This is a genomic window from Methanosarcina mangrovi (assembly GCF_052057765.1).
Lineage (GTDB): Archaea > Halobacteriota > Methanosarcinia > Methanosarcinales > Methanosarcinaceae > Methanosarcina.
Genome location: NZ_CP195120.1, coordinates 120,199 through 139,579 on the forward strand (window position 1 = coordinate 120,199; position 19,381 = coordinate 139,579).

At 45.3% G+C, this 19,381-nt stretch carries 20 protein-coding genes; 6 read left to right on the forward strand and 14 right to left on the reverse strand.

Annotated elements, in window-relative coordinates:
- Positions 1–5 precede the first annotated feature (5 nt).
- From ACSAZL_RS00560 to glnA, 5 genes are all read right to left on the reverse strand, one after another.
- Positions 6–1,043 (reverse strand): Coenzyme F420 hydrogenase/dehydrogenase, beta subunit C-terminal domain, encoded by a 1,038-nt coding sequence (locus ACSAZL_RS00560; protein WP_440946822.1) that lies wholly within the window; start codon positions 1,041–1,043, stop codon positions 6–8.
- A 6-nt stretch (positions 1,044–1,049) separates the two neighbouring features.
- The gene (locus ACSAZL_RS00565) at positions 1,050–1,793 is read right to left on the reverse strand and encodes a hypothetical protein (protein ID WP_440946823.1); all 744 of its coding nucleotides are present in this window, start codon (positions 1,791–1,793) and stop codon (positions 1,050–1,052) included.
- Between the two features lie 2 nt (positions 1,794–1,795).
- On the reverse strand, positions 1,796–3,307 hold the full coding sequence (locus ACSAZL_RS00570) for a glutamate synthase-related protein (RefSeq protein ID WP_440946824.1): 1,512 nt from the start codon (positions 3,305–3,307) through the stop codon (positions 1,796–1,798).
- Positions 3,304–4,356, reverse strand: a complete 1,053-nt coding sequence (locus tag ACSAZL_RS00575) for a class II glutamine amidotransferase (RefSeq protein ID WP_440946825.1) — start codon at positions 4,354–4,356, stop codon at positions 3,304–3,306. Before ACSAZL_RS00575 ends, ACSAZL_RS00570 begins: the two co-directional genes overlap by 4 nt.
- A gap of 809 nt (positions 4,357–5,165) precedes the next feature.
- On the reverse strand, positions 5,166–6,509 hold the full coding sequence (gene glnA, locus ACSAZL_RS00580) for a type I glutamate--ammonia ligase (protein ID WP_440946826.1): 1,344 nt from the start codon (positions 6,507–6,509) through the stop codon (positions 5,166–5,168).
- Between the two features lie 346 nt (positions 6,510–6,855).
- Between glnA and ACSAZL_RS00585 the strand changes: the two genes are divergently transcribed.
- The gene (locus tag ACSAZL_RS00585; protein ID WP_440946827.1) at positions 6,856–7,338 is read left to right on the forward strand and encodes a TspO/MBR family protein; all 483 of its coding nucleotides are present in this window, start codon (positions 6,856–6,858) and stop codon (positions 7,336–7,338) included.
- A gap of 233 nt (positions 7,339–7,571) precedes the next feature.
- Positions 7,572–7,679: a hypothetical protein gene (locus ACSAZL_RS00590; RefSeq protein ID WP_440948943.1), complete on the forward strand. Its 108-nt coding sequence runs from the start codon at positions 7,572–7,574 to the stop codon at positions 7,677–7,679.
- On the opposite strand, the gene ACSAZL_RS00595 is transcribed toward ACSAZL_RS00590, so the two are convergent.
- The 6 genes from ACSAZL_RS00595 to ACSAZL_RS00620 all read right to left on the reverse strand — a co-directional run bounded on the left by ACSAZL_RS00595 (position 7,676) and on the right by ACSAZL_RS00620 (position 11,354).
- A complete protein-coding gene (locus ACSAZL_RS00595) occupies positions 7,676–7,900 on the reverse strand; it encodes a DUF1059 domain-containing protein (RefSeq protein ID WP_440946828.1) in 225 nt (74 codons plus the stop codon). The two genes, ACSAZL_RS00590 and ACSAZL_RS00595, sit on opposite strands and share 4 nt — an antisense overlap.
- A gap of 139 nt (positions 7,901–8,039) precedes the next feature.
- Positions 8,040–8,348 (reverse strand): Hsp20/alpha crystallin family protein, encoded by a 309-nt coding sequence (locus ACSAZL_RS00600; RefSeq protein ID WP_440946829.1) that lies wholly within the window; start codon positions 8,346–8,348, stop codon positions 8,040–8,042.
- 54 nt (positions 8,349–8,402) lie between these two features.
- Complete coding sequence (locus ACSAZL_RS00605; RefSeq protein WP_440946830.1) at positions 8,403–8,702, reverse strand: Hsp20/alpha crystallin family protein; 300 nt, start codon at positions 8,700–8,702, stop codon at positions 8,403–8,405.
- 383 nt (positions 8,703–9,085) lie between these two features.
- Positions 9,086–9,514: a hypothetical protein gene (locus ACSAZL_RS00610; RefSeq protein ID WP_440946831.1), complete on the reverse strand. Its 429-nt coding sequence runs from the start codon at positions 9,512–9,514 to the stop codon at positions 9,086–9,088.
- A gap of 81 nt (positions 9,515–9,595) precedes the next feature.
- On the reverse strand, positions 9,596–9,943 hold the full coding sequence (locus ACSAZL_RS00615; protein WP_440946832.1) for a P-II family nitrogen regulator: 348 nt from the start codon (positions 9,941–9,943) through the stop codon (positions 9,596–9,598).
- Between the two features lies 1 nt (position 9,944).
- Complete coding sequence (locus ACSAZL_RS00620) at positions 9,945–11,354, reverse strand: ammonium transporter (RefSeq protein WP_440946833.1); 1,410 nt, start codon at positions 11,352–11,354, stop codon at positions 9,945–9,947.
- 941 nt (positions 11,355–12,295) lie between these two features.
- Here ACSAZL_RS00620 and ACSAZL_RS00625 point away from each other — a divergent pair.
- Together ACSAZL_RS00625 and ACSAZL_RS00630 are read left to right on the forward strand one after the other, a co-directional pair.
- Complete coding sequence (locus tag ACSAZL_RS00625; RefSeq protein ID WP_440946834.1) at positions 12,296–13,285, forward strand: ATP-binding cassette domain-containing protein; 990 nt, start codon at positions 12,296–12,298, stop codon at positions 13,283–13,285.
- On the forward strand, positions 13,282–14,115 hold the full coding sequence (locus ACSAZL_RS00630; RefSeq protein WP_440946835.1) for an ABC transporter permease: 834 nt from the start codon (positions 13,282–13,284) through the stop codon (positions 14,113–14,115). The genes ACSAZL_RS00625 and ACSAZL_RS00630 overlap by 4 nt, the downstream gene beginning before the upstream one ends.
- Before the next feature lie 276 nt (positions 14,116–14,391).
- Here ACSAZL_RS00630 and ACSAZL_RS00635 read toward each other — a convergent pair whose 3' ends face one another.
- On the reverse strand, positions 14,392–15,093 hold the full coding sequence (locus tag ACSAZL_RS00635; RefSeq protein ID WP_440946836.1) for a class I SAM-dependent methyltransferase: 702 nt from the start codon (positions 15,091–15,093) through the stop codon (positions 14,392–14,394).
- Positions 15,094–15,454: 361 nt separating this feature from the next.
- Here ACSAZL_RS00635 and ACSAZL_RS00640 point away from each other — a divergent pair, with 361 nt between their 5' ends.
- Positions 15,455–17,383, forward strand: coding sequence for a hydantoinase/oxoprolinase family protein (locus ACSAZL_RS00640; protein ID WP_440946837.1), 1,929 nt, complete (start codon positions 15,455–15,457; stop codon positions 17,381–17,383).
- Between the two features lie 217 nt (positions 17,384–17,600).
- Positions 17,601–18,302 (forward strand): metallophosphoesterase family protein, encoded by a 702-nt coding sequence (locus tag ACSAZL_RS00645; protein ID WP_440946838.1) that lies wholly within the window; start codon positions 17,601–17,603, stop codon positions 18,300–18,302.
- 11 nt (positions 18,303–18,313) lie between these two features.
- Here ACSAZL_RS00645 and ACSAZL_RS00650 read toward each other — a convergent pair whose 3' ends face one another.
- The gene (locus ACSAZL_RS00650) at positions 18,314–18,733 is read right to left on the reverse strand and encodes a putative zinc-binding protein (RefSeq protein WP_440946839.1); all 420 of its coding nucleotides are present in this window, start codon (positions 18,731–18,733) and stop codon (positions 18,314–18,316) included.
- Between the two features lie 134 nt (positions 18,734–18,867).
- Positions 18,868–19,368: a metallophosphoesterase gene (locus ACSAZL_RS00655; RefSeq protein ID WP_440946840.1), complete on the reverse strand. Its 501-nt coding sequence runs from the start codon at positions 19,366–19,368 to the stop codon at positions 18,868–18,870.
- Positions 19,369–19,381: the final 13 nt, after the last annotated feature.

The window sequence follows — 19,381 nt, forward strand, 5'->3', positions numbered from 1 at the left end:
TAATTTTACTCCGTTTTTCTTGCCAGCTTCTTTGTGGCGAGTTTCTCGACGATTCCCATGTTAAGCTCGCCGCCGCCTACGCTCAGTTTCCCGTTGGCAACTGCGCTTTCCAGGAGGTGCTGTCCCACAAGGGTGCGGACTATAAGGGTTGTGTAGCCGTTGGGGCTTCCCACTGCTCCGGCGGAGATGTCAGCTTTGAGGGCGGTAAAGTCCGTGCAGACTCCGCAGCCTGGGCGGACGGTGTCCTCAAGTTCGGCGAGGGGGATAACGTACTGGGTCCCGTCGTTAAGGGTTATTTCGAGCTTGCCTTTGACGTCAATGCGGCAGACTTTCATGGGCTCGAGGGCGTACTCGCTTTTCAGCTTACCTGCAATGAGTTTTTCGTAGTCGAAGCTTTCGGTACAGAAGAGCCCGATCACGAAACGGATGGACTTCTTATAGGGGCTGACCAGCTGGTGGTCGGATTCAAGCATCTTGCGGACTGCCTGGACCACACATGGGACTCCCACAACTGCAATGTTCCTGTACTTCCGCTTTACGACGGCTTCCTTGAGGGAAGAGACAAGGGGAACCCACCAGTTGTAGCGGCTTCCTGCCTGTCCTACGAGGACTTCACTTGAGGTGATTACCATGGAACGCGGCTTGAGGGTCCAGGGGTCTTCGGTGACGGTGACCACGGCATCCACAAGGCCGGTGTCGAGGGCGTTTGCAAGGATTGCAGTTACGGCTCCTCCACTCTGCTTTCTCGGGACGTCTAATTCTGCTTTTCCGGTGGTGATTTCCAGGTAGTCCCCCAGCAGGCTTGAAGACTGTTCGTCCAGTCTCGGGCAAACCTCATAGCAGGCTCCGCAGGGCACGTCGTCAACAGCGGCTTTGCAGTAGTTGTTGCTCTTCGGGTGTGTGGAATCACCGCCTGTTTCGAAGTACAGGGCGTCAGCAGGGCAGACTGCAACGCAGGCCCCGCAGCCTGAGCAGAGGCCGGTGTCCCAGACTTTTGATTTCAGGTCAAGGTAACTCTTACTGATTGGTTTCTTTTCTGCCATCTCTGATCACTCCCAGACGTATTTGCTTGCAAAAGGTCGGCTGCTTGCAGGTCCGATCCTTGTGTAATTGGTGTCCAGGAACTCTGCGGGGTCGTACCCGAACTGCTCGCAGAAGCTCTTTATAATAGGGGCTATACGTTCCAGGTCAGTTTCCGTAAACTCGAATTTCTTGGCTCCGACCCCGAGCAGGTAGTCATCCACTTCCCCGCGGATGACAATCTCTCCACCGTGGATCCCGCTTCCGATGCCCCTGTCAGTCATGGCTTTTTCCTTGCCTATCCCGAGCACAAGCACAAGGCCTCCTGCCATATATTCTCCAAGGAAGGAATGGGCTGTGCCCCCGACGACAAGTATGGGTCTGGCTTCCACTTCATACTGTTTCATGTGGATACCGCCGCGGTATCCGATGTTGTTCTTTATAAAGACCTTGCCTCCCCTCATACTGTGAGCGACCGCATCTCCTGCACTTCCGTGGATCACAAGCATGCCACTGTTCATTGTGTTACCGGGGGCATGTTCGGCGTTTCCGTTGACTATGCAGGTAGGTCCGCTCATGAACATTCCCAGGTCTCCTCCGGGAACCCCGTTGATTATGATGCGGACATCACCTCTAACTCCGTCTCCGATAAAGCGCTGTCCGAGCACGTTGTCGATTATAATCTCTTCTGCCCCGTCCGCAACTGCGGCCCTGATTTTCTGGTTTAAGGGGGTGTAATGCATGCCTTTGGCATCAATTCTTACCGTCTTCATATTCAGGCCCCCGCTGGCAGTACGTCCAGGATTTTAAGCATTCCTTCATCCAGCATGTATCCACGCAGGCGGTCCCTGTTCCCGCGCAGGCTCTCTATACTGTTGATGCCTGCTGCGCCCATAAGTTCGCTGAGTTCCAGGGTCCAGCCGTGTATCAGGTTTGAAACCTGTGCTGCTCCGGCTTCGGGGTCAAGCCTGCTCACAAGGTCCGGGCGCTGGGTAGCAATGCCCCAGGGGCAGAGGTTTCTGTAACAGTTTCCGCAGACTCTGCATCCCAGAGCGACAAGGGCAGCAGTTCCTATGTATACCGCATCCGCACCGAGTGCAATTGACTTGGCAAGGTCGGCACTGTTTCTTATCCCTCCGCTTGCAATGATAGAAATCTCATTTCTGACACCCTGGTCCCTGAGTTTCTGGTCAACGCTGGCGATTGCAGCTTCGATGGGAATTCCCACATGGTCTCTGAAGACCTTCGGGGCGGCCCCTGTTCCTCCGCGGAACCCGTCAATGACCACTGCGTCTGCAGAGGAACGGGCAATGCCTGCAGCGATGGGTGCCACATTGTGCACGGCTGCAATCTTCACAAAGACCGGTTTCTTCCATTCGGTTGCTTCTTTCAGGCTTCTGACAAGCTGAACAAGGTCTTCTATGCTGTAAATATCATGGTGAGGAGCTGGACTAATGGCGTCACTGCCCAGAGGGATCATACGGGTTCTGGAGACCTCTTCGTTTACCTTTTCTCCTGGGAGGTGTCCTCCTATGCCCGGCTTTGCTCCCTGTCCTATCTTGATCTCAATGGCAGCACCTCTTTCCAGGTAGTCAATGTTAACCCCGAAACGGCCTGAGGCGACCTGCACGATCATGTGGTCCTGGTAGGGGTAGAGCTCTTTATGCAGCCCTCCTTCTCCGGTCCCCATGTAAGTCCCGGTTTCGGCTACGGCTTTTGCCATACTGAGCTGGGAGTTAAGGCTGATGGCTCCGAAACTCATGTGCCCTATCATGACCGGGGTATCGAGTTTCAGGTTGGGAGCCAGTTTTGTTTCAAGCTCAACGTCTCCACTTTCGTTTTTTCTGAATTTGAGTCTGGCCGGCTTCTTTCCTATATAAGTCCTGAGTTCCATGGGCTCTCTCAGGGGGTCGATGCTCGGGTTTGTGACCTGGCAGGCATCAAGGAGAAGGCGGTCATAAATAATCGGAAGGTCCCTGGCATTTCCCATCCCTGAAAGGATGATCTTTCCGCTGCGGGCCTGGTTGATGATATCTTCCCTGGCTTCCCGGGTCCAGAGGGGGTGGGAACGGTAGTCTACAGGCTTTTCCGTAAGGGTGATTGCGTCCCTCGGGCACATTGCAACACAGCGGAGGCAGGCAGTACATTTTCTGGACTCGATCAGGATCCTGTCGCCTTCTCTTCTGTACACTCCGTAGGAACAGTTTTCAATGCAGCGTCCGCAGTCCATGCACTGGTCGCGGTCAATGCTGACTTTATACTTTGGGGGTACACTTCCGAGCGTCATTCGATAAACCTCCCTATAATGGGTTCTCCTGCCCTGGGAGTGTATACGTTCTTTACTTCGGGGTCAAGGGTCCTTATTGCGGCTTCTTCGCTGGAGATGTATAGTTTGCTTCCGTTTTCTCCAACTACAAGGGGTCGAAGTTTAATTCTGTCAGTGAAGCCTACAATTCCATTATCTGTCCCGACTACAATAGCAAAAGGCCCGTTCATAAGGGCAGACCCATAGGTAAGGCGGATTGCTTTGTTCAATTCGGCTTCCTTTGCCGGCATGCGGTCGATGTCGTCCCAGAATGGTGGGGCAAGAGCCCGGACAACCATCTCATGGGAAAGTTCATGCTGTCTTCCGAGCAGGTCAAAGAGATAGGCTACAACCTCGGTGTCGGTAAAGAGGGTGCATTTATAGCCATACCCTTCCACGTAGCGCTGGTTCGTACCGTATGAGGTAATTTCGCCGTTATGCACTACTGACCAGTCAAGCAGATTAAAGGGATGAGCTCCTCCCCACCAACCCGGAGAATTTGTTGGGTAGCGGTTGTGGGCAAGCCAGATATAGCCTTCGTAATTCTCTATCATGTAGAAGTTTGCTACATCTTCCGGCCAGCCGGAAGCCTTAAAGACTCCCATATTTTTACCCGAGGAGAAAATTGTGGCGCCTTTTATGTTTGCGTTCACTTCCATGACGATGTACGTGACAACGTCCTTTTCGGAATCCATTCTTCCTGCCATCATGTCTTTTGAGGGCTTGAAGAAATATCTCCAGGGGATATGGACTTTTTTTAAGCCTGGCTGGGGGTTTGTAGGGATCTCTTCCTGGTGAACGATTTCTCCCCAGAGCTTGAGGATCTCGTCAACCTTCGTTTTTGGCTCTCCCAGGTTGTCAAAGAAAACATGAAGAGCATAACAATCTGCATGTTCGGGATAAATCCCGTATGCAGCATAGCCTGCCCCGTCTCCACTGCCTCTTTCATTCATGAGACTGAGGGCGGCTTTTATGCTCGACCCGTCCATTCTGGACTTTGTTCGATCTATAAAGCCTATTATTCCACACATTTTGATCACTCTAGAAATGAATAGAAATGAACGTGATGTAAGTACTTTTGCCAGTAATTTCTCCTAAGATTTCTGCGGCTCATTTTTGAGAAATAGTCAAAAAATTTGCCAGCTGGATAAACTGGGTTTCAGGGGATATTCTATAAGTTCTCGTAAGTAAGGGAACATCTTCACTTAAATTAATTTAATTTTTATTATATATATGATCTGAATTCGTGACAGCTTTCCTGCCTCTGCTTTTAGCTCTTTCAAAGAAATTGAGAGGGTCGCCGCTAAGGGAAGTAAGTAATTTAGTACCTATTTGACAATATATATATGTTTCTTTTTTCAGAAACAGAATTGCTCACAGTAACACTGCAAAGCATGACGTTTTAACCGCTTAATTTTTCTTTCTTTCCACGTAAAATTGCCCGTATTTCTTGACAAATCAGCAGTTTACAATGTTTGTCATGCTCGGAGCTGCCAGCCTCTTTTACATCATATTAATTTTTGATACTACTGCCTGCCAAAAAAGTAATGAGACAAACTTGAAAAGCTTGAACTGAAATTGCAGGATTTCTTGAGGAAAGCATTTTTATACTGAAATCCTTTTTCGGTTCAGTTTTTCTGAAAAAAATAGAAAACACTTTATCCCAATAAAAGAATCCTCTTTTTTTAGAGGAACATTCCATTTTTCAACCGGAAGATGGTTTTTGGAAAGGTGGAGCACACCTGCCGGATAAGGTGTGCGTTTCCGATTCTTATTGAACTTTTTTTTAGTTCTCATTAAGGGATTTGTCCGGCTACTTTCTCATCAAGGATGATCGTTCTTAAAGCATGGAGAGGTATCTTTCAAGTTCCCAGGGGTGAACCATTGCTTTGTATTCATTCCATTCCATCTCTTTTGCACAGAGATAGTGGCTGAAGACATGTTCTCCAAGTGCTTCTTTTACGAATGGACTGCCTTTCATTTCATCGATTGCTTCCTTGAGGTCTGCAGGCAGGGAGAGGATACCTTTCTCTTCGCGTTCTTTTTCCGTAAGGTGGAAAATGTTCACGTTGGTGGCCTCTCCGGGGTCGATCTTGTTTTTAATCCCGTCAAGACCGGCTCTGAGCATGAGAGCAAAGGCAAGGTAGGGGTTGCAGGACGGGTCCGGACATCTGAGTTCGACTCTTGTTCCGTTGCCACGGGTGGCCGGGATCCTGATCAGTGAACTTCTGTTCTTTGCAGACCAGGTGATGTAAACCGGAGCTTCGTATCCCGGAACTATCCTCTTGTAGGAGTTTACTACAGGGTTTGTAACAGCTGCAAATTCCTTAATGTGTTTAAGCAGTCCGCCGATGTAGTACTTTGCGTCCTGGGAAAGCTGATCCGGAGTATCAGGGTCATAGAAAGCGTTCTTTCCGTCCTTGAAAAGGGACTGGTTGCTGTGCATGCCTGAGCCATTTACACCAAAGAGGGGCTTTGGCATAAAGGTTGCATAGTATCCCTTGTGATAGGCAATTGACTTTACTACATATTTGAAGGTCACGACGTTATCGGCCGTGCTAAGTACATCACTGAATCTGAAGTCAATTTCATGCTGAGAAGGTGCGACTTCATGATGGGAGGCTTCGATCTGGAATCCCATGTGCTCCAGGGCATAGTCAATGTCTCTGCGTACGTCCTGTGCACGGTCAAGGGGAGCGAAGTCGAAGTACCCGCCCTGGTCGGTAAGTTCGGTTGTAGGGTTACCATTTGCGTCAAGCTTGAAAAGGAAAAATTCAAGTTCTGGTCCTACGTTCATTGAGAAGCCCATTTTCTCGGCTTCTTTGATTGCGCTCTTCAGGACGTACCTCGGGTCTCCCTGGAAGGGGTTTCCGTCGGGAAGGTATACGTCTCCGAGAATTCTGGCGACTGCACCTGTTGCAGGTCTCCAGGGCAGGATCCTGAATGTTGAAGGGTCAAGCACGAGTTTCATATCGGATTCTTCGATCCTTGTAAAGCCCTGAATCGAAGATCCATCAAACATTACACCGTTTTCAAAAGCTTCTTCCAGTTGTTCTGCAGGAATTGCCCAGCTTTTGATGATGCCAAGTGTATCCGTAAACTGAGTCCGGATAAACTTTACGTCTCGTTCTTTCACAGCCTCTAATACATCTTCTTTAGTTGTACACTTTTTCATCTGCACCATTTGATTTCATCCTCACTAGGCATTAGGTAACCATTTACCTATTTGTTCTTATATATACCTTTCTATATTTTGTATGAAATAGGGCACGCTCAAAGCTCCAGATAGGACTAAACAAGCTCTTAAAATATTTATGTGGTTCATCCCCGACTTCGTTATGTATATTTCTATTATCCTGTATATAAATCTCATTCCAGAAGAGACGAATTTCTCAACAGGGTTTTAATTTTGCCTCTTCTTTCCGGTGATTTTTTCCAGAAAATCCTGATATACAGGAAAAGGAAATTGAAGTTTTTTTTCTCAACCTCAATATTAATTAGTGTTGAAGCATGATATTTCCCAGGGGAATATGTTTCAGAAAGTAAATGTCTCCAGGTTTCTGGTCTCTATAATAATCTGCCTGTTAGCGGGAGCGATTGGCTCTATATTCGCATCTTCTTCTTTTGAAAGCTGGTACCTTTTGCTTGAAAAACCCGCATTTAATCCTCCTTCCCGGGTCTTTTTCCCTGTCTGGACAACTCTTTATACGCTTATGGGAATCTCTCTTTACCTTGTGTGGGAAAATGGGCTGCAGAAAAAGGAAGTCAAGGTGGGAGTCTTTCTTTTCGGGTTACAGCTGGGCCTCAATATACTCTGGTCTCTCCTGTTCTTTGGACTGCAATCTCCTTATCTTGCCTTTCTTGAGATTCTCCTGCTCTGGCTTGCAATCCTGTTGACAGTTATACAATTCTGGAAGATTTCGAAAACAGCTTCCTATCTTCTTATCCCTTATCTTCTCTGGGTCAGTTTTGCAGCGTTGCTTAATTACCAGATATGGGTTCTTAATTCATGAGTACATGTTCTCATGAGTAATATTGTTCTCATGAGTAATATTGTTCTCATGAGTAATGTTTTAGATAAGGGTTGAGAATCTGTTAGTATGAGAGCAGGCTCAGCTTGAGCTATGTTCTTTGCTGAACCGTATTTCCAAAAACCGTATTTCCAAAAACCGTATCTCCAAAAACTATACTCACAAAAACCATATTCACAAAAACCATATTCACAAAAACCATATTCACAAAAACCATATTCACAAAAACCATATTCACAAAAACCATATTCACAAAAACCATATTCACAAAAAAAGTTCTGAAAAAAGTCTGTACCGGGAAAACCCGGGTAGATATAAGTTAAAAGTCATCAGTGTGGAGAGCACCGCAACCGCAGCTTCTTCCCAGAAGGGTTGACACACGATGCTTCAGATGATTGATGTCGTCTTCGGACATTTTATCGAGTTCTTCTTTATGCTCTTTTTCTATATGGTCAAACATGGCTTTTTCGACTTCTTCAAGCTCATTACCCGCAGCCATAAAGTTACATTTGAACCCCAGATCGCCGCACTTAACAATTTTCATGGTATCTCCTCTTGCAGTAAAAACTGATCAAAATAGTCTTCTTCTATTCAGGTTAAATATAATAAAAATTGATTGGATATAAAATTAAGTCTTTTCAGGATTTTTTCCCTGTACGGCGCTTTTTTCTGTCTTCAAGTTTTTAGTCTATAGGAACATATCTGGCGCAAGCAAATCCCCCTTTATATGGAACTTTAATGGTGAGCATCCCTTTATTGTTCACCGCAAAAGCCTTTTCCGGGTCTACGGGCCCGTCCAGAAAAAAAGATCCCAGGTATTCAACAGTTTCGCTGTAGGCTTTAATGTAAAAACTGTTTTCATGCATCACAAGAGTTATATGTTCGTCCATGACATCCGGAAGTTCAATTTCTATAGTAAGGTTTTCATGTTTATCATCGTGATACATGGCAATAATAGGAGTTTTTATTATCCTGGGCACGGGATTCTCCATTAAATGCTCCTCCTCTAAGAAAAGTTTCGCAAGTTAAATGCCTTAAACATAGGTTCACTCAATTTTTACGTCCATTGCTTTTTCGAAAGGCTGCTGATAAGGTACGGTAACTTTCAGGACTCCGTTAGAATAGGTTGCAGTAGCTTTTTCCGGGCTTACAGGGCAGCATACTGCATAGCTGTCCGCATACTCAACCCCTTCTTTAGTGGCTCTTATGTAAAAACCGTCTTCTACAATCTTGAAAGAAATATTCTCTTTTTCTACTCCAGGAAGAACCACTTCTATCTTCAGATTTTCGTATGTGTCGTCTGGATATGCACAAATAGCTGGTGATAATCTCAAAGTTTCCGCCATATATTCACCCCAAATAAAATCGCCAATTAAGATATTTATATGTATCTATTTATTTATTTTTTACTATATCTTTCACTTTCTTCCAAATCATAAACAACATTTTTACGGAAAATGGTATTGTTTTTGATTTTTACCCAGGATTAAATCAAAGAAATTCATCTCTACGTAAAAACAAACTGTAAGAAACAAATTGTAAGAAACTGTAAGAAACAAATTGTAAGAAACTGTAAGAAACAAATTGTAAGAAACTGTAAGAAACAAATTGTAAGAAATTGTAAGAAACAACCTGTAAAAAACTGAAAGAAACAACCCGTAAAAACGAACTTAAGAAGAAAAATATAAAAGGCTCCTGATAAGGAGCTTCTTTACAATGAAGTATTTTTTTAGAGTTTCAGGATTCCCAGGTCAAGGCAGAGAGACAGGGAAACTGCTATTACTGAGAATACTGAGATTACAAGATAATTTGCACGCTCTTTTGATACGGAAAGGCTCCAGAGCAGATATTCCATTCCTTCAAGGTCTTTTTCTGAAAGTTTCTGTCTGGTTCTCACCTTTTCAAGCAGATTCAGGTCCTTTACTACACTGAACCTTCGCTTTGCAATGTGATATCTGTGTGTGAAGAACCAGAGGTAACCTGTGACTCCAAGATACCATATTGCCTTTCCCCAGAACACACTGTAGTGATCCGCTATAATTATGCCCCTAAGCAGGATTGCAGAAACCAGCCCTACCCAGAAATACAGGTTGATTACTGGCATTCCGTATCCGCGGGGAATCTCTAAGGTTGGAGTTTCTGATTTTGTTTTAGTCATCATGGTATCTTGCCTTATTCCTTGATTCTTTTCCGTATTTGCTAATTAAGTAAGTGAAAGAGGAAGAAAAGAGGTGCCTTGTTAAAGGGCATCTCCATTCCTTTCTCCGGTTCTGATCCTTACTACGGTTTCAATTGGGATAACGAAGATTTTTCCGTCTCCTATTTCTCCAGTAAAGGCCGTGCTCTGGATAACCTGTATTATATCTTCGACCTTCTCTTCAGGTATGACCACTTCTACTTTGGTTTTTGGAAGGAGATCCACACAGTATTTTTTACCTCTCCATTGCTGCACAATTCCTTTTTGCTGGCCACGACCTTTAACATCGGTAACTGTCAGGCTTGGAAATCCGGCTTCTTCCAGGGCATCCTTTACCTGATGCAGTTTCAGGGGTTTTATGATTGCTTCTACTTTGCACATTTTAGTCATGTTATTCCTCCCTCATCAGGTACTCGGGGTATGCTCTGATTCCGTGTTCGCAAATATCCAGACCCATGATTTCTTCTTCTTCAGAGACCCTGAGCCCTACTACAGCATCAAGGATTTTGAAGATTATGAATGAGATTCCAAATGCCCAGACAATGGTACACAGTACTGATATCAACTGGATCAGCAGCAGGCTGATTCCTCCTCCGTAGAAGAGTCCTGGTACTTCAGCGGCATATGCGGCATCTGCAAGGATCCCATTTCCAATTCCTATCGAGAAAAGCCCGACAGAGATCAGGCCCCAGCTTCCGCAGTAACCGTGCACAGCAATTGCACCTACAGGGTCGTCCAGTTTCAGCTTGTTTTCATTGAACATGACTCCGGCATAGATGATTATCCCGGCAATTGCCCCGATGATAATGGCTGACCAGTTGTTAACCGAGCCACAAGGGGCGGTGATTGCAACAAGCCCGCCAAGAAGCCCGTTTGCGGTAAGGGAGGGATCAGGTTTCCCGGTTTTCATCCAGGTAATTAACATAGTCACAACAGCTCCGGCAGCTCCTGCCAGGAAAGTGTTGACTATGACCAGGTTCATGTAGGGGTCGTTTCCGTCAAGGGTACTCCCACCATTGAACCCTATCCATCCGAGGGCAAGGATCAGGGTTCCCAGGAAGGCGATGGTCAGGTTGTGACCCGGGATTGGCACGGCTTTTCCGTCTTTGAACTTTCCTATCCTTGCGCCCACAAGGAGCACGCCTGCAAGAGCGGAATATCCTCCTATAGAGTGCACGACTCCAGAACCTGCGAAGTCATGACTTGCGACTCCGATTGCTTTTACAATCGGGCTGTCGGCTCCGGTAAGGAGGGCCATGTCAGCTCCGCTCCAGACCCAGTGTCCGTACACAGGGTAGATTACCGCTACCATCATGACACAGTATATCAGGTATGCTTTGAAGTTAGTCCTCTCGGCCATTGCTCCAGAAACGATTGTTGCTCCAGTGGCAGCGAAGACCATCTGGAAGAACCAGCCGTTCCAGAGTGCATTGTCGGCACCTGAAAGGAAGAACTGGTCAGTTCCTATAAGTCCAGCTGCATCGGCTCCATACATTACACCCCAGCCCACAGCCCAGTAGACAAGGATGCCGAGGACAACCGTCATGAAGTTTTTCATCAGGATATTGGCAGTGTTTTTGCTCCTCGTAAGTCCCGTTTCCACAAGGGAGAAGCCCGCATGCATGAAGAATACCAGCCCACTTGCCAGAAGCAGCCATACGAAAGTCAGTGCAGTCTGCACTCCTTCGATAGCTACTGCGTTTTCCTCTGCCGTTGCGGCAAATGCCGGCGAGGACAGCGCTATAAGTATCATACAGATAATTATCAAGAATTTTCCTATTTTTTGTACATTTTTCAACATACTGTTCTTTTGCCTCCTTTTTTCTATCGGCAACCGGTAAGTGGTTGTCTACTTCATTCTATTTATAGATTTCTGTAAAAATCTTAAAATTTAATTATTCTGTTCCGCTAATACAGGTTACCCTATCTTAATATTGAAAAATATAATGATGTCTGGTTTAAGGCCTGTAATATATTGTTAATGAGGCCTAACTTGATTATTCCACTCTAGACTCCGTTCCTCATGTTGTTGTAAGTGCTGAAGTGATTACAAGAAATATGTATTCAAAAAAAGTAGATTAATATATAGGGTACAATGTTCAGTCTTGATTTTGTCGATAAAAAATTCGGTGGAATTTCCGTCTCGACTTTTTCTGGAATTTCTTCAACTACCGCCACTAAAGTAGCGGGCTTGTAAATTCCAGGAAAACTCATAACTTTGTCCTTAATACTTTGTTCTTAATTTGTCCTTAATACTTTGTTCTTAATTTGTCCTTAATCCCTTTCGTCTTTTTTCCATCTCCAAAAGAGAATCTTTTGTTTTGCAACAATTCAAATTGCTTCGAGTAAAGCTCCTTTATATAAAGATATCTCCTACTTATTTGTGATCCTTATTGAATCAAAATTGTTCTGAGAATAATTATTTTTAAAAAACAAACTCGGGAAAGTTGTTTGGCCTTCAATTCCCTAAAAAAGAAAGATTAGCAGGATTTTAAATATCTGCCGGTAAGCGAAAAACAGAAAACAAAGAGCTTATAGGAATTTAGTTTAGAATCTTTATTTCCTAATTATATAAGCCATCTGAGATACAACTACTTGTGTAAAACTATCTCGATATTTATCCGAACTTAATTGTTTCAATAATATCCTGAAGCTCTTATCACTCCTAATTGGGGTTTAGTCTGAGTGATAGAGTAAGTCTAAGAGTAAGTTAACACGGAGTGGGAAGGGGGTTGATTATAGGTGACCGCAAATGTCATAGAGGTCAATGGGCTTGAGCATTCGTACGGATCTGTAAAGGCCGTTGACAACATCAGTTTTGATGTAAAAGAGGGTGAAATATTCTCATTTCTTGGTCCAAACGGTGCGGGAAAGAGTACTGTGATTAATATTCTTACGACGCTTCGGAAGATCCAGAAAGGGGAAGCTAAAGTAAACGGGTATGATGTGGCAAAAGACTCAAAACATGTAAGACAGTCAATAGGTATTGTTTTTCAAATGCTTTGCCTGGACCACGAAATGACCGTACGTGAAAATCTTGAATACCACGGTAAAATATATTCGATGCCAAAAAAGGAACGAAAAAAGCGTATTGACGAGCTCTTAAAACTGACGGAGCTGGAGAACAAAAGAGACACCCTTGCAAAAGATCTGAGCGGGGGTATGAAGAGGAGACTGGAGCTTGCAAGGGGTTTGATGACAAAACCTGCAGTCCTTTTCCTGGATGAGCCGACAATAGGTTTTGATATCCAGACAAGAATGAGGATGTGGGAGTATTTGCGAGAAATCAAGAGGGAAGGCACCACGATATTCCTGACCACCCATTATATGGAAGAAGCCGATCAGCTCAGTGACAGGATCAGTATAATTGACCATGGAAAAATAATCGTAACCGGAACTGCAGACGAATTAAAGAATAAACTTGGTAAAGACCTGATTTATCTGGAAACCAGTGATAATAAAATTGTTGTAGAGATTTTAAAGTCAATCGAATCGGTAAAAACCGTTACGGAAGATACAAAATCTCTGAGAGTCATGATCGGAGAAGATGTTACTCACGTTCTACCTCTAATTATAGATCGGATCAGGCAGGCAGGAATAGAAATTACAACCATAAACATCAAAAAGCCTTCTATGGATGACGTTTTTGTTCACTACACCGGCCATGGCTTGAGGGAAGGAGAACCGCAGGAGAATTCTGAAGTATCCGAATCTGTGGAGGTTTCAGCATGAATTTCGAATTTCGTGCCATATACTGGCGGGATATGTTGAAGTTCTTTAGGTTCAAATCGATGCTGATCAGTTCATTGGTCCAGCCTGTGATGTGGCTGGCATTTTTTGGGATTGCAATGTCAGATAGTTTTGACCAGCTGACTTCTCTTGTCCCTCCCATTGAAGGAGTCCCGAATGTTGATTACCTTTCCTATATGGGTGCCGGAATAATTGCCATGGATGTGCTGTTCAGCAGCCTTTTTGGGGGCACTTCCCTTATGTTTGATAAAAAATATAGCTTGCTAAGGGAAACTCTTGCGAGTCCGGTCCCCAGATCCCATATCATACTGGGTGTCGGGCTTTCCGGCGTGACAAAAGCATTTATTCAAACTGCTATGATAATAGGGTTCGGAAGACTGATAGGAATGGATTTCTTTAATGGATATACGCCTACTGAAACGTTTATCTCAATCATAGGCATCTTTTTCCTTGTGGGAATTTTCACTCTGGGTTTTCTTTTCCTCTCAGGTTCTATTGCCATCACCCTTGAGAACCCTGAAGGAATGCAGTCGATTCTTACTCTGCTCAGTATGCCCCTGTTCTTTGTAAGCAATGCATTATATCCCATTGATGGCTTCCCAGCTTTCCTCAGGTTCCTCTCAATGTTTAATCCGCTGACACTCCTGTCAAACGGAATCCGATATTTTGCTCTGGGAGATAACTTCACCGTAATGGGTATGCACTTCATATATACACCAGCAGATCTCATCATGTCTTTCCTGGGCCTGTTGCTCTTTGCCTTCGCAATGTTAGCCACGTCCCTCTGGAGGTTCAATAAGGTTGATGTGTAAATAAACTACCCCAAAATTCTTTTTTTATTTTATTTCGGCATGAATGTACCGTGATTTGAAAAGTATTTTCATTTCGTCGTGCCTGTTATTTGAAGAATTTCATGTGCGTTTTTTCTATTTTTCCTCTGCTTTTCTTTCTGGATTGCGGCATTGTTGCAATTCAAGCTTCATTAGCTGCATTATTAATAGTAGCTTTCCTTTAGTATGGGTCGATTTGTATTCCGCATACAAATGGCTGTAAGTCTGCGTAGCAATGATTATTTAATGCGGTAAATATTATTTAATGCAGTAAAACCCGGCCTGCATGTAAGAGTACCAGAACAACTCAACGGTCTCGAACCCTGTTTTTCTCAACAATTCCAGGTGTTCTTCAACAGTTATGGGAAAATATTCAGTATCGAAACGTTTGAGATGAGCCTCTATTTCTTCCTCATTCCTGCCGTGAGTTAACTGAAAGTTGCCCCAGTATCTTTTTCCTATTTTTATACCCTCTTCTGTTAGCGGCCTGATGTTCTCAAATGTTATGTAAACTCCACCTTCCTTAAGCAGATCATAACACACTTTTGTGGCTTTTGTCCTGGCTTTGCGGCTAAGGGAGTGGTGGCACTGTATAGCAGTTATAACGTCCGGTTTTTCTTCTAATTTTTGAGAGAATTCCTGGGTAGGGGAAGCCCTCAGAAATTCCAGTCTCCCGGCAGGGCAGGAAGATAGTTTTCCCCTTGCCTGGTTCAGCATGCCTTCCGAAGGGTCAAGTAATAGGAATTTTGTATCGGGGAATTCTTCAATTGCCTTATTAACCAGAGTCCCTGTCCCGCATCCGGTATCCATCCACACTTTCGGGCTGGAAGGAAAGGATTTGATGAAATTGATAGTCTCCTGATGAAAAGAAGAATAGTATGGGAGCACACCGGATATCCGGGCATCGTAATCCCCCGGGAGATGGGGGGTAGCGTTCTTGGCAGGTTTTGCAGGAGTCATAGCAGTAAATCCCTCTTTGTCTTAGTATCATTACTGAAAAGTCTTTTTCCTTTCAGAAATGAAGGTAATTAATGTTTTTCCTTTAAGGGTATATCCAATTTTTCAGCTAAATCAATTTTATCTGGAATCCAGTTTCAAACCCGGATTTTTTCTGTATTTACAGGGTAGAACTAAAAAAATCGCTTTCGATCTCTGAATTTAATGTTCACAGTGATAAGCAATTCCTTTTATCTGATGTTCAGTATACCTAACACCCATAATCAGTTTTGACGTATCAGGTTTATTGTACTTTATTGTACTGAAATCTCAGATTGCAATAACCCAAAAACAAAAATAAACAGAAAAAGGAGTCATTTTCATTATGCATTACAGCCTTGGGATTGATGCTGGAGGCACTTATACCGATGCAGTACTCGTAAGGGATTCGGATGGAGAAATTGTGGACTCAAATAAAGCCCTGACTACCTATCCCGATCCTCTTTCCGGCATCAAAAACGTAATTGACGGCCTTAATCCGGAGTATCTTGAAAACGTAAAACTGGTGTCGGTCTCAACGACCCTCTCCACCAATACCATCCTTGAAGGGACAGGTTTTCCCGTAGCCCTGATCCTTATAGGGGACCATCCCCTTGAGAAAGAACTGCCCACAGGGCACGTGCTCCTTGCCAGCGGGGGGCATAACCACAACGGAGAAGAGGTATCTCCTCTTGACCTGGAAGCAATTGAAAAATTTGCCCTGCGTGTAAGGGACAAAGTATCAGCTTTTGCCGTCTCTTCTTATTTCAGCACCCGAAACCCTGAACACGAGCTTAAAGCGAGGGACTCCATACTTAAGCTTACAGGGCTGCCTGCGGTTTGCGGGCACGAACTCTCGCAGGAACTCGGAGCCTACGAAAGGGCAGTCACAGCTTTCCTGAATGCCCAGCTGATCCCCATAACCCGGCAGTTTGTACAGTCCATTATTGCAGATATCAGAAAAAGGGGAATCAATGCCCAGCTTCTTATGCTCAAATGTGACGGCTCGGTTGTCGGGATAAAAGATGCCCTGCAAAAACCTATAGAAACTATCTTTTCAGGCCCTGCAGCAAGCCTTGTGGGCGCATCTTACCTTTCAGGGTTAAAGACCTGTGCGGTTGTGGATGTAGGTGGGACAAGTACCGATATCTCCTCGATCTGTATGGGAGTTCCTGACCTGAGCGATGAAGGGGCAGTCGTGGGCGGCTGGAAGACGCGGGTCCGGGCAATCCGGATGGAAACCACCGCTACAGGGGGAGACAGCCATATCTGGATTGTGAACAGGGAGCTTTTCCTCGGGCCAAGAAGAGTCATCCCCCTCGCAGTAGCTGCAGTCCAGTACCCCGGTTTCCTGAATTCCCTCAAAAGGACTCCCATGCCTGCCAGAGAAGACCTCTGCGAAAATATCCAATCTACAAAGTTTTTTGTAAGGTCTGGTTACCTGGCAGGCGAACTGAGCAAAGCCGAAGCAGAAGTGCTGAGAGCAATCGGAGACGAACCGATTTCCGTGCCTGAGATCAAAGCCCTCATCAGAAAAGACCTTCACCCTCAGACCCTTGATTCCCTTATTAAAAAGCGCCTTGTCCAGGCAATTGGCTTTACACCAACTGACGCTTTGCACGTGCTCGGAGACTATACTGCCTGGAACGAAGAAGCCTCCCGAATAGGGGCTGAAAGGCTTGCAAGGCTCATGCGCATGCCGCCGGGGGAATTCTGTACTGCCGTAAAAAAGAGGGTTGCAAGGAACATGTCGCTTCACCTCCTCTCATATATCCTGCAGGGAGTTCCATACACGGCTGTTGAAAAAATTATGAACGGAAACTATCCCGCAAAGTTCAAGCTTGGGATCCCTGTTGTCCTGCTCGGAGGGCCTGTTCGGGCATACCGGAAAGAACTCAAGGAATTCATAGATGCTGAAATTCTGGTCCCCGAACATGCCGAAGTAGGAAATGCAGTAGGAGCCCTTGCAGGAAAAGGCATCAAAAGGGTAGAAATTCTGATAAGGCCTTCAAGCCTAATGTCTCCTGATAGGGATTTCCTGATCTTTGCTCCAGGAAGCAGGCTGAGGTTCGATGTTTATGCAGAAGCCCTGAACGCAGCAACGGAGCTCGGAAAAAAGATTATTGAGGACTATATGAAAGACTGTGGCCTCAGCGGAAACCAGGTCAAAGTTTCTATCGAGAAAAAGACTGTTTCTCCCGATGGCTGGAACCACCCTCCTATGGAAACAAACTTGCTGGTAATGGGAGTGGGAATGCGGGGGCTGTCTGCCTGAAACAAAGCCTTCAGGTTTCAGGTTTTTCAAATTTCAGGCTTTTTTCTTTCTTTTTCGAAGATCGGAAGGCCAGATTAAGCAGATAACTATTCGGTAAATTCGAACATTTTCCGGGGCCGGGATATTTCAATTTTTAAACCTCAGAGCTATGGAAATATATCGTAGTGGCACCTTAACCAAATAGAACACACAATCTATTGGTAAAAAGGGGAAAAACATGAAAATCCTGCTGATAGCCGATATCCACGCAAACCTTGAAGCCCTCCGGACAATCCTTGAAGTCCCGTATGACAGGGCAATCTGCCTGGGGGACATAGTGGACTACGGACCTGACCCGGACAAATGCATAGAGCTCCTGCAAAAAAAGAACATCCCGACTATCAGGGGCAACCACGACAATGCCGTTGCTTTCAAAGTAGACTGCCAGTGCGGATACAAGTACAAACATCTCTCGATTGCAACGCGAGAATACACGTGGGAAATTCTCGATCAGTCACAGATGGAGTACCTGCAGAAGCTCCCTCTTGTTATCAGGGAAGAGATTGACGGAAAGAAACTCTTTTTAACCCATGCGAGCCCCCGTTCCATATTCGAGTATATAAAGCCCGAGACCACGGATGAAGCCATCATGGCGATGCTTGCAGACCCGATGGAACCTGTTGATGCCGAATTCCTCGTAGTCGGGCACTCTCACATCCCCATGAACAGGGAACTCGGGACCCTGACAATCATAAACCCGGGTTCAGTGGGGCAGCCAAGAGACGGGGACACAAGGGCAGGTTGTGCGGTCTTTGACACGGAAACAGGAGGAGCCGAATTCCTACGCCTTGACTACGATATTGATGCTGTCTGTGCAAAAATAGAAGAAAGAATGCCTCATGCAGATGAACTGGTAGGGATTCTTAAGAGAGGATACTGAAAATTAAAAATTCAGGCATCCCTTATCGCACGTATTATTTTTTCCACGTATTCGGGCTTCACGTCCGATGGTCTGGTTTTTTCAATCCCGAGCTCCGTAACCATAAGGTAAACCTCGGCCTGCATTCCGGCTTCATCGAGTTTTTTCGTAGCACAGCGGTCCGTGCAGCCGTCAAGGGCAAGAATTCGGAAGCCTTCGGAGGCTGCATCCTCTGCTGCCCCGGCCCCTTTGTGAGCAGCAGCAGCCCGGTACATATCCGGCCTCCTGAAGGCGAGAGCTGATGCTGCCTGCATGGTAAGTTTTCCTGTATTTGATAAGCCCGAGCAGGCAAAAATGAGGGTACTTTTCCTTTTTCCCGAAGGATTTTTCGTTTCAGTAATCCTGCTTTGCAGGAGTTCTTTTTGCTCCTTTTCTTTCGATTCCATTTCCATTGTTATTACAACCTTTAACGGGGAAATTGTTTCAAAAACTATTGAAATAAAAAATAGGCCGGCTCCTTTATATGGTTAGTGTTTTTGAGTTCTAACAAAAAGAGGTAGAAAATGTTAAAGGAGCAAGGATGTGCTCAGTCAATCTCAAGTTCGGTAATCTCAACGTTCAGGTTTGCAATTTCAAGGATCGCAACCGTAGCTTTCCCTGACAGTACCCCCGAACATTCTCCCGGATTTATCACCGGGGTTCCGTCGATCATTCTGACGCCCGGGTCGTGAGTGTGGCCCCTGACTACCACATCAAAATCCCCTGACCCGGCAAGGGCTTTGACAAGGGCTTCGTTTGTCCCGTGCAGGAGGGCGATATGCATCCCTTGAATCGTCAGGTCTCCGAAGTCTCCGCAGGAAACGGCCCCTATTTCCTCAAACCACTTTGTAAGGGTTACCCTGTCTCCGTCATTGTTCCCGAATACAAAATAGAGTTTTGGGTTCAGTTCTTTAAAAGCTCTTACCGTGAACGGAGAAATGATGTCCCCTGCGTGTAGCACTGCTTTTACCTGTTTTTTGTTGAAGAATTCCACAGCTTTTCGGATAGCTGTCAGGTTGTCATGCGAGTCTGAAACAATTCCTATCAAGTAATCCCACCTC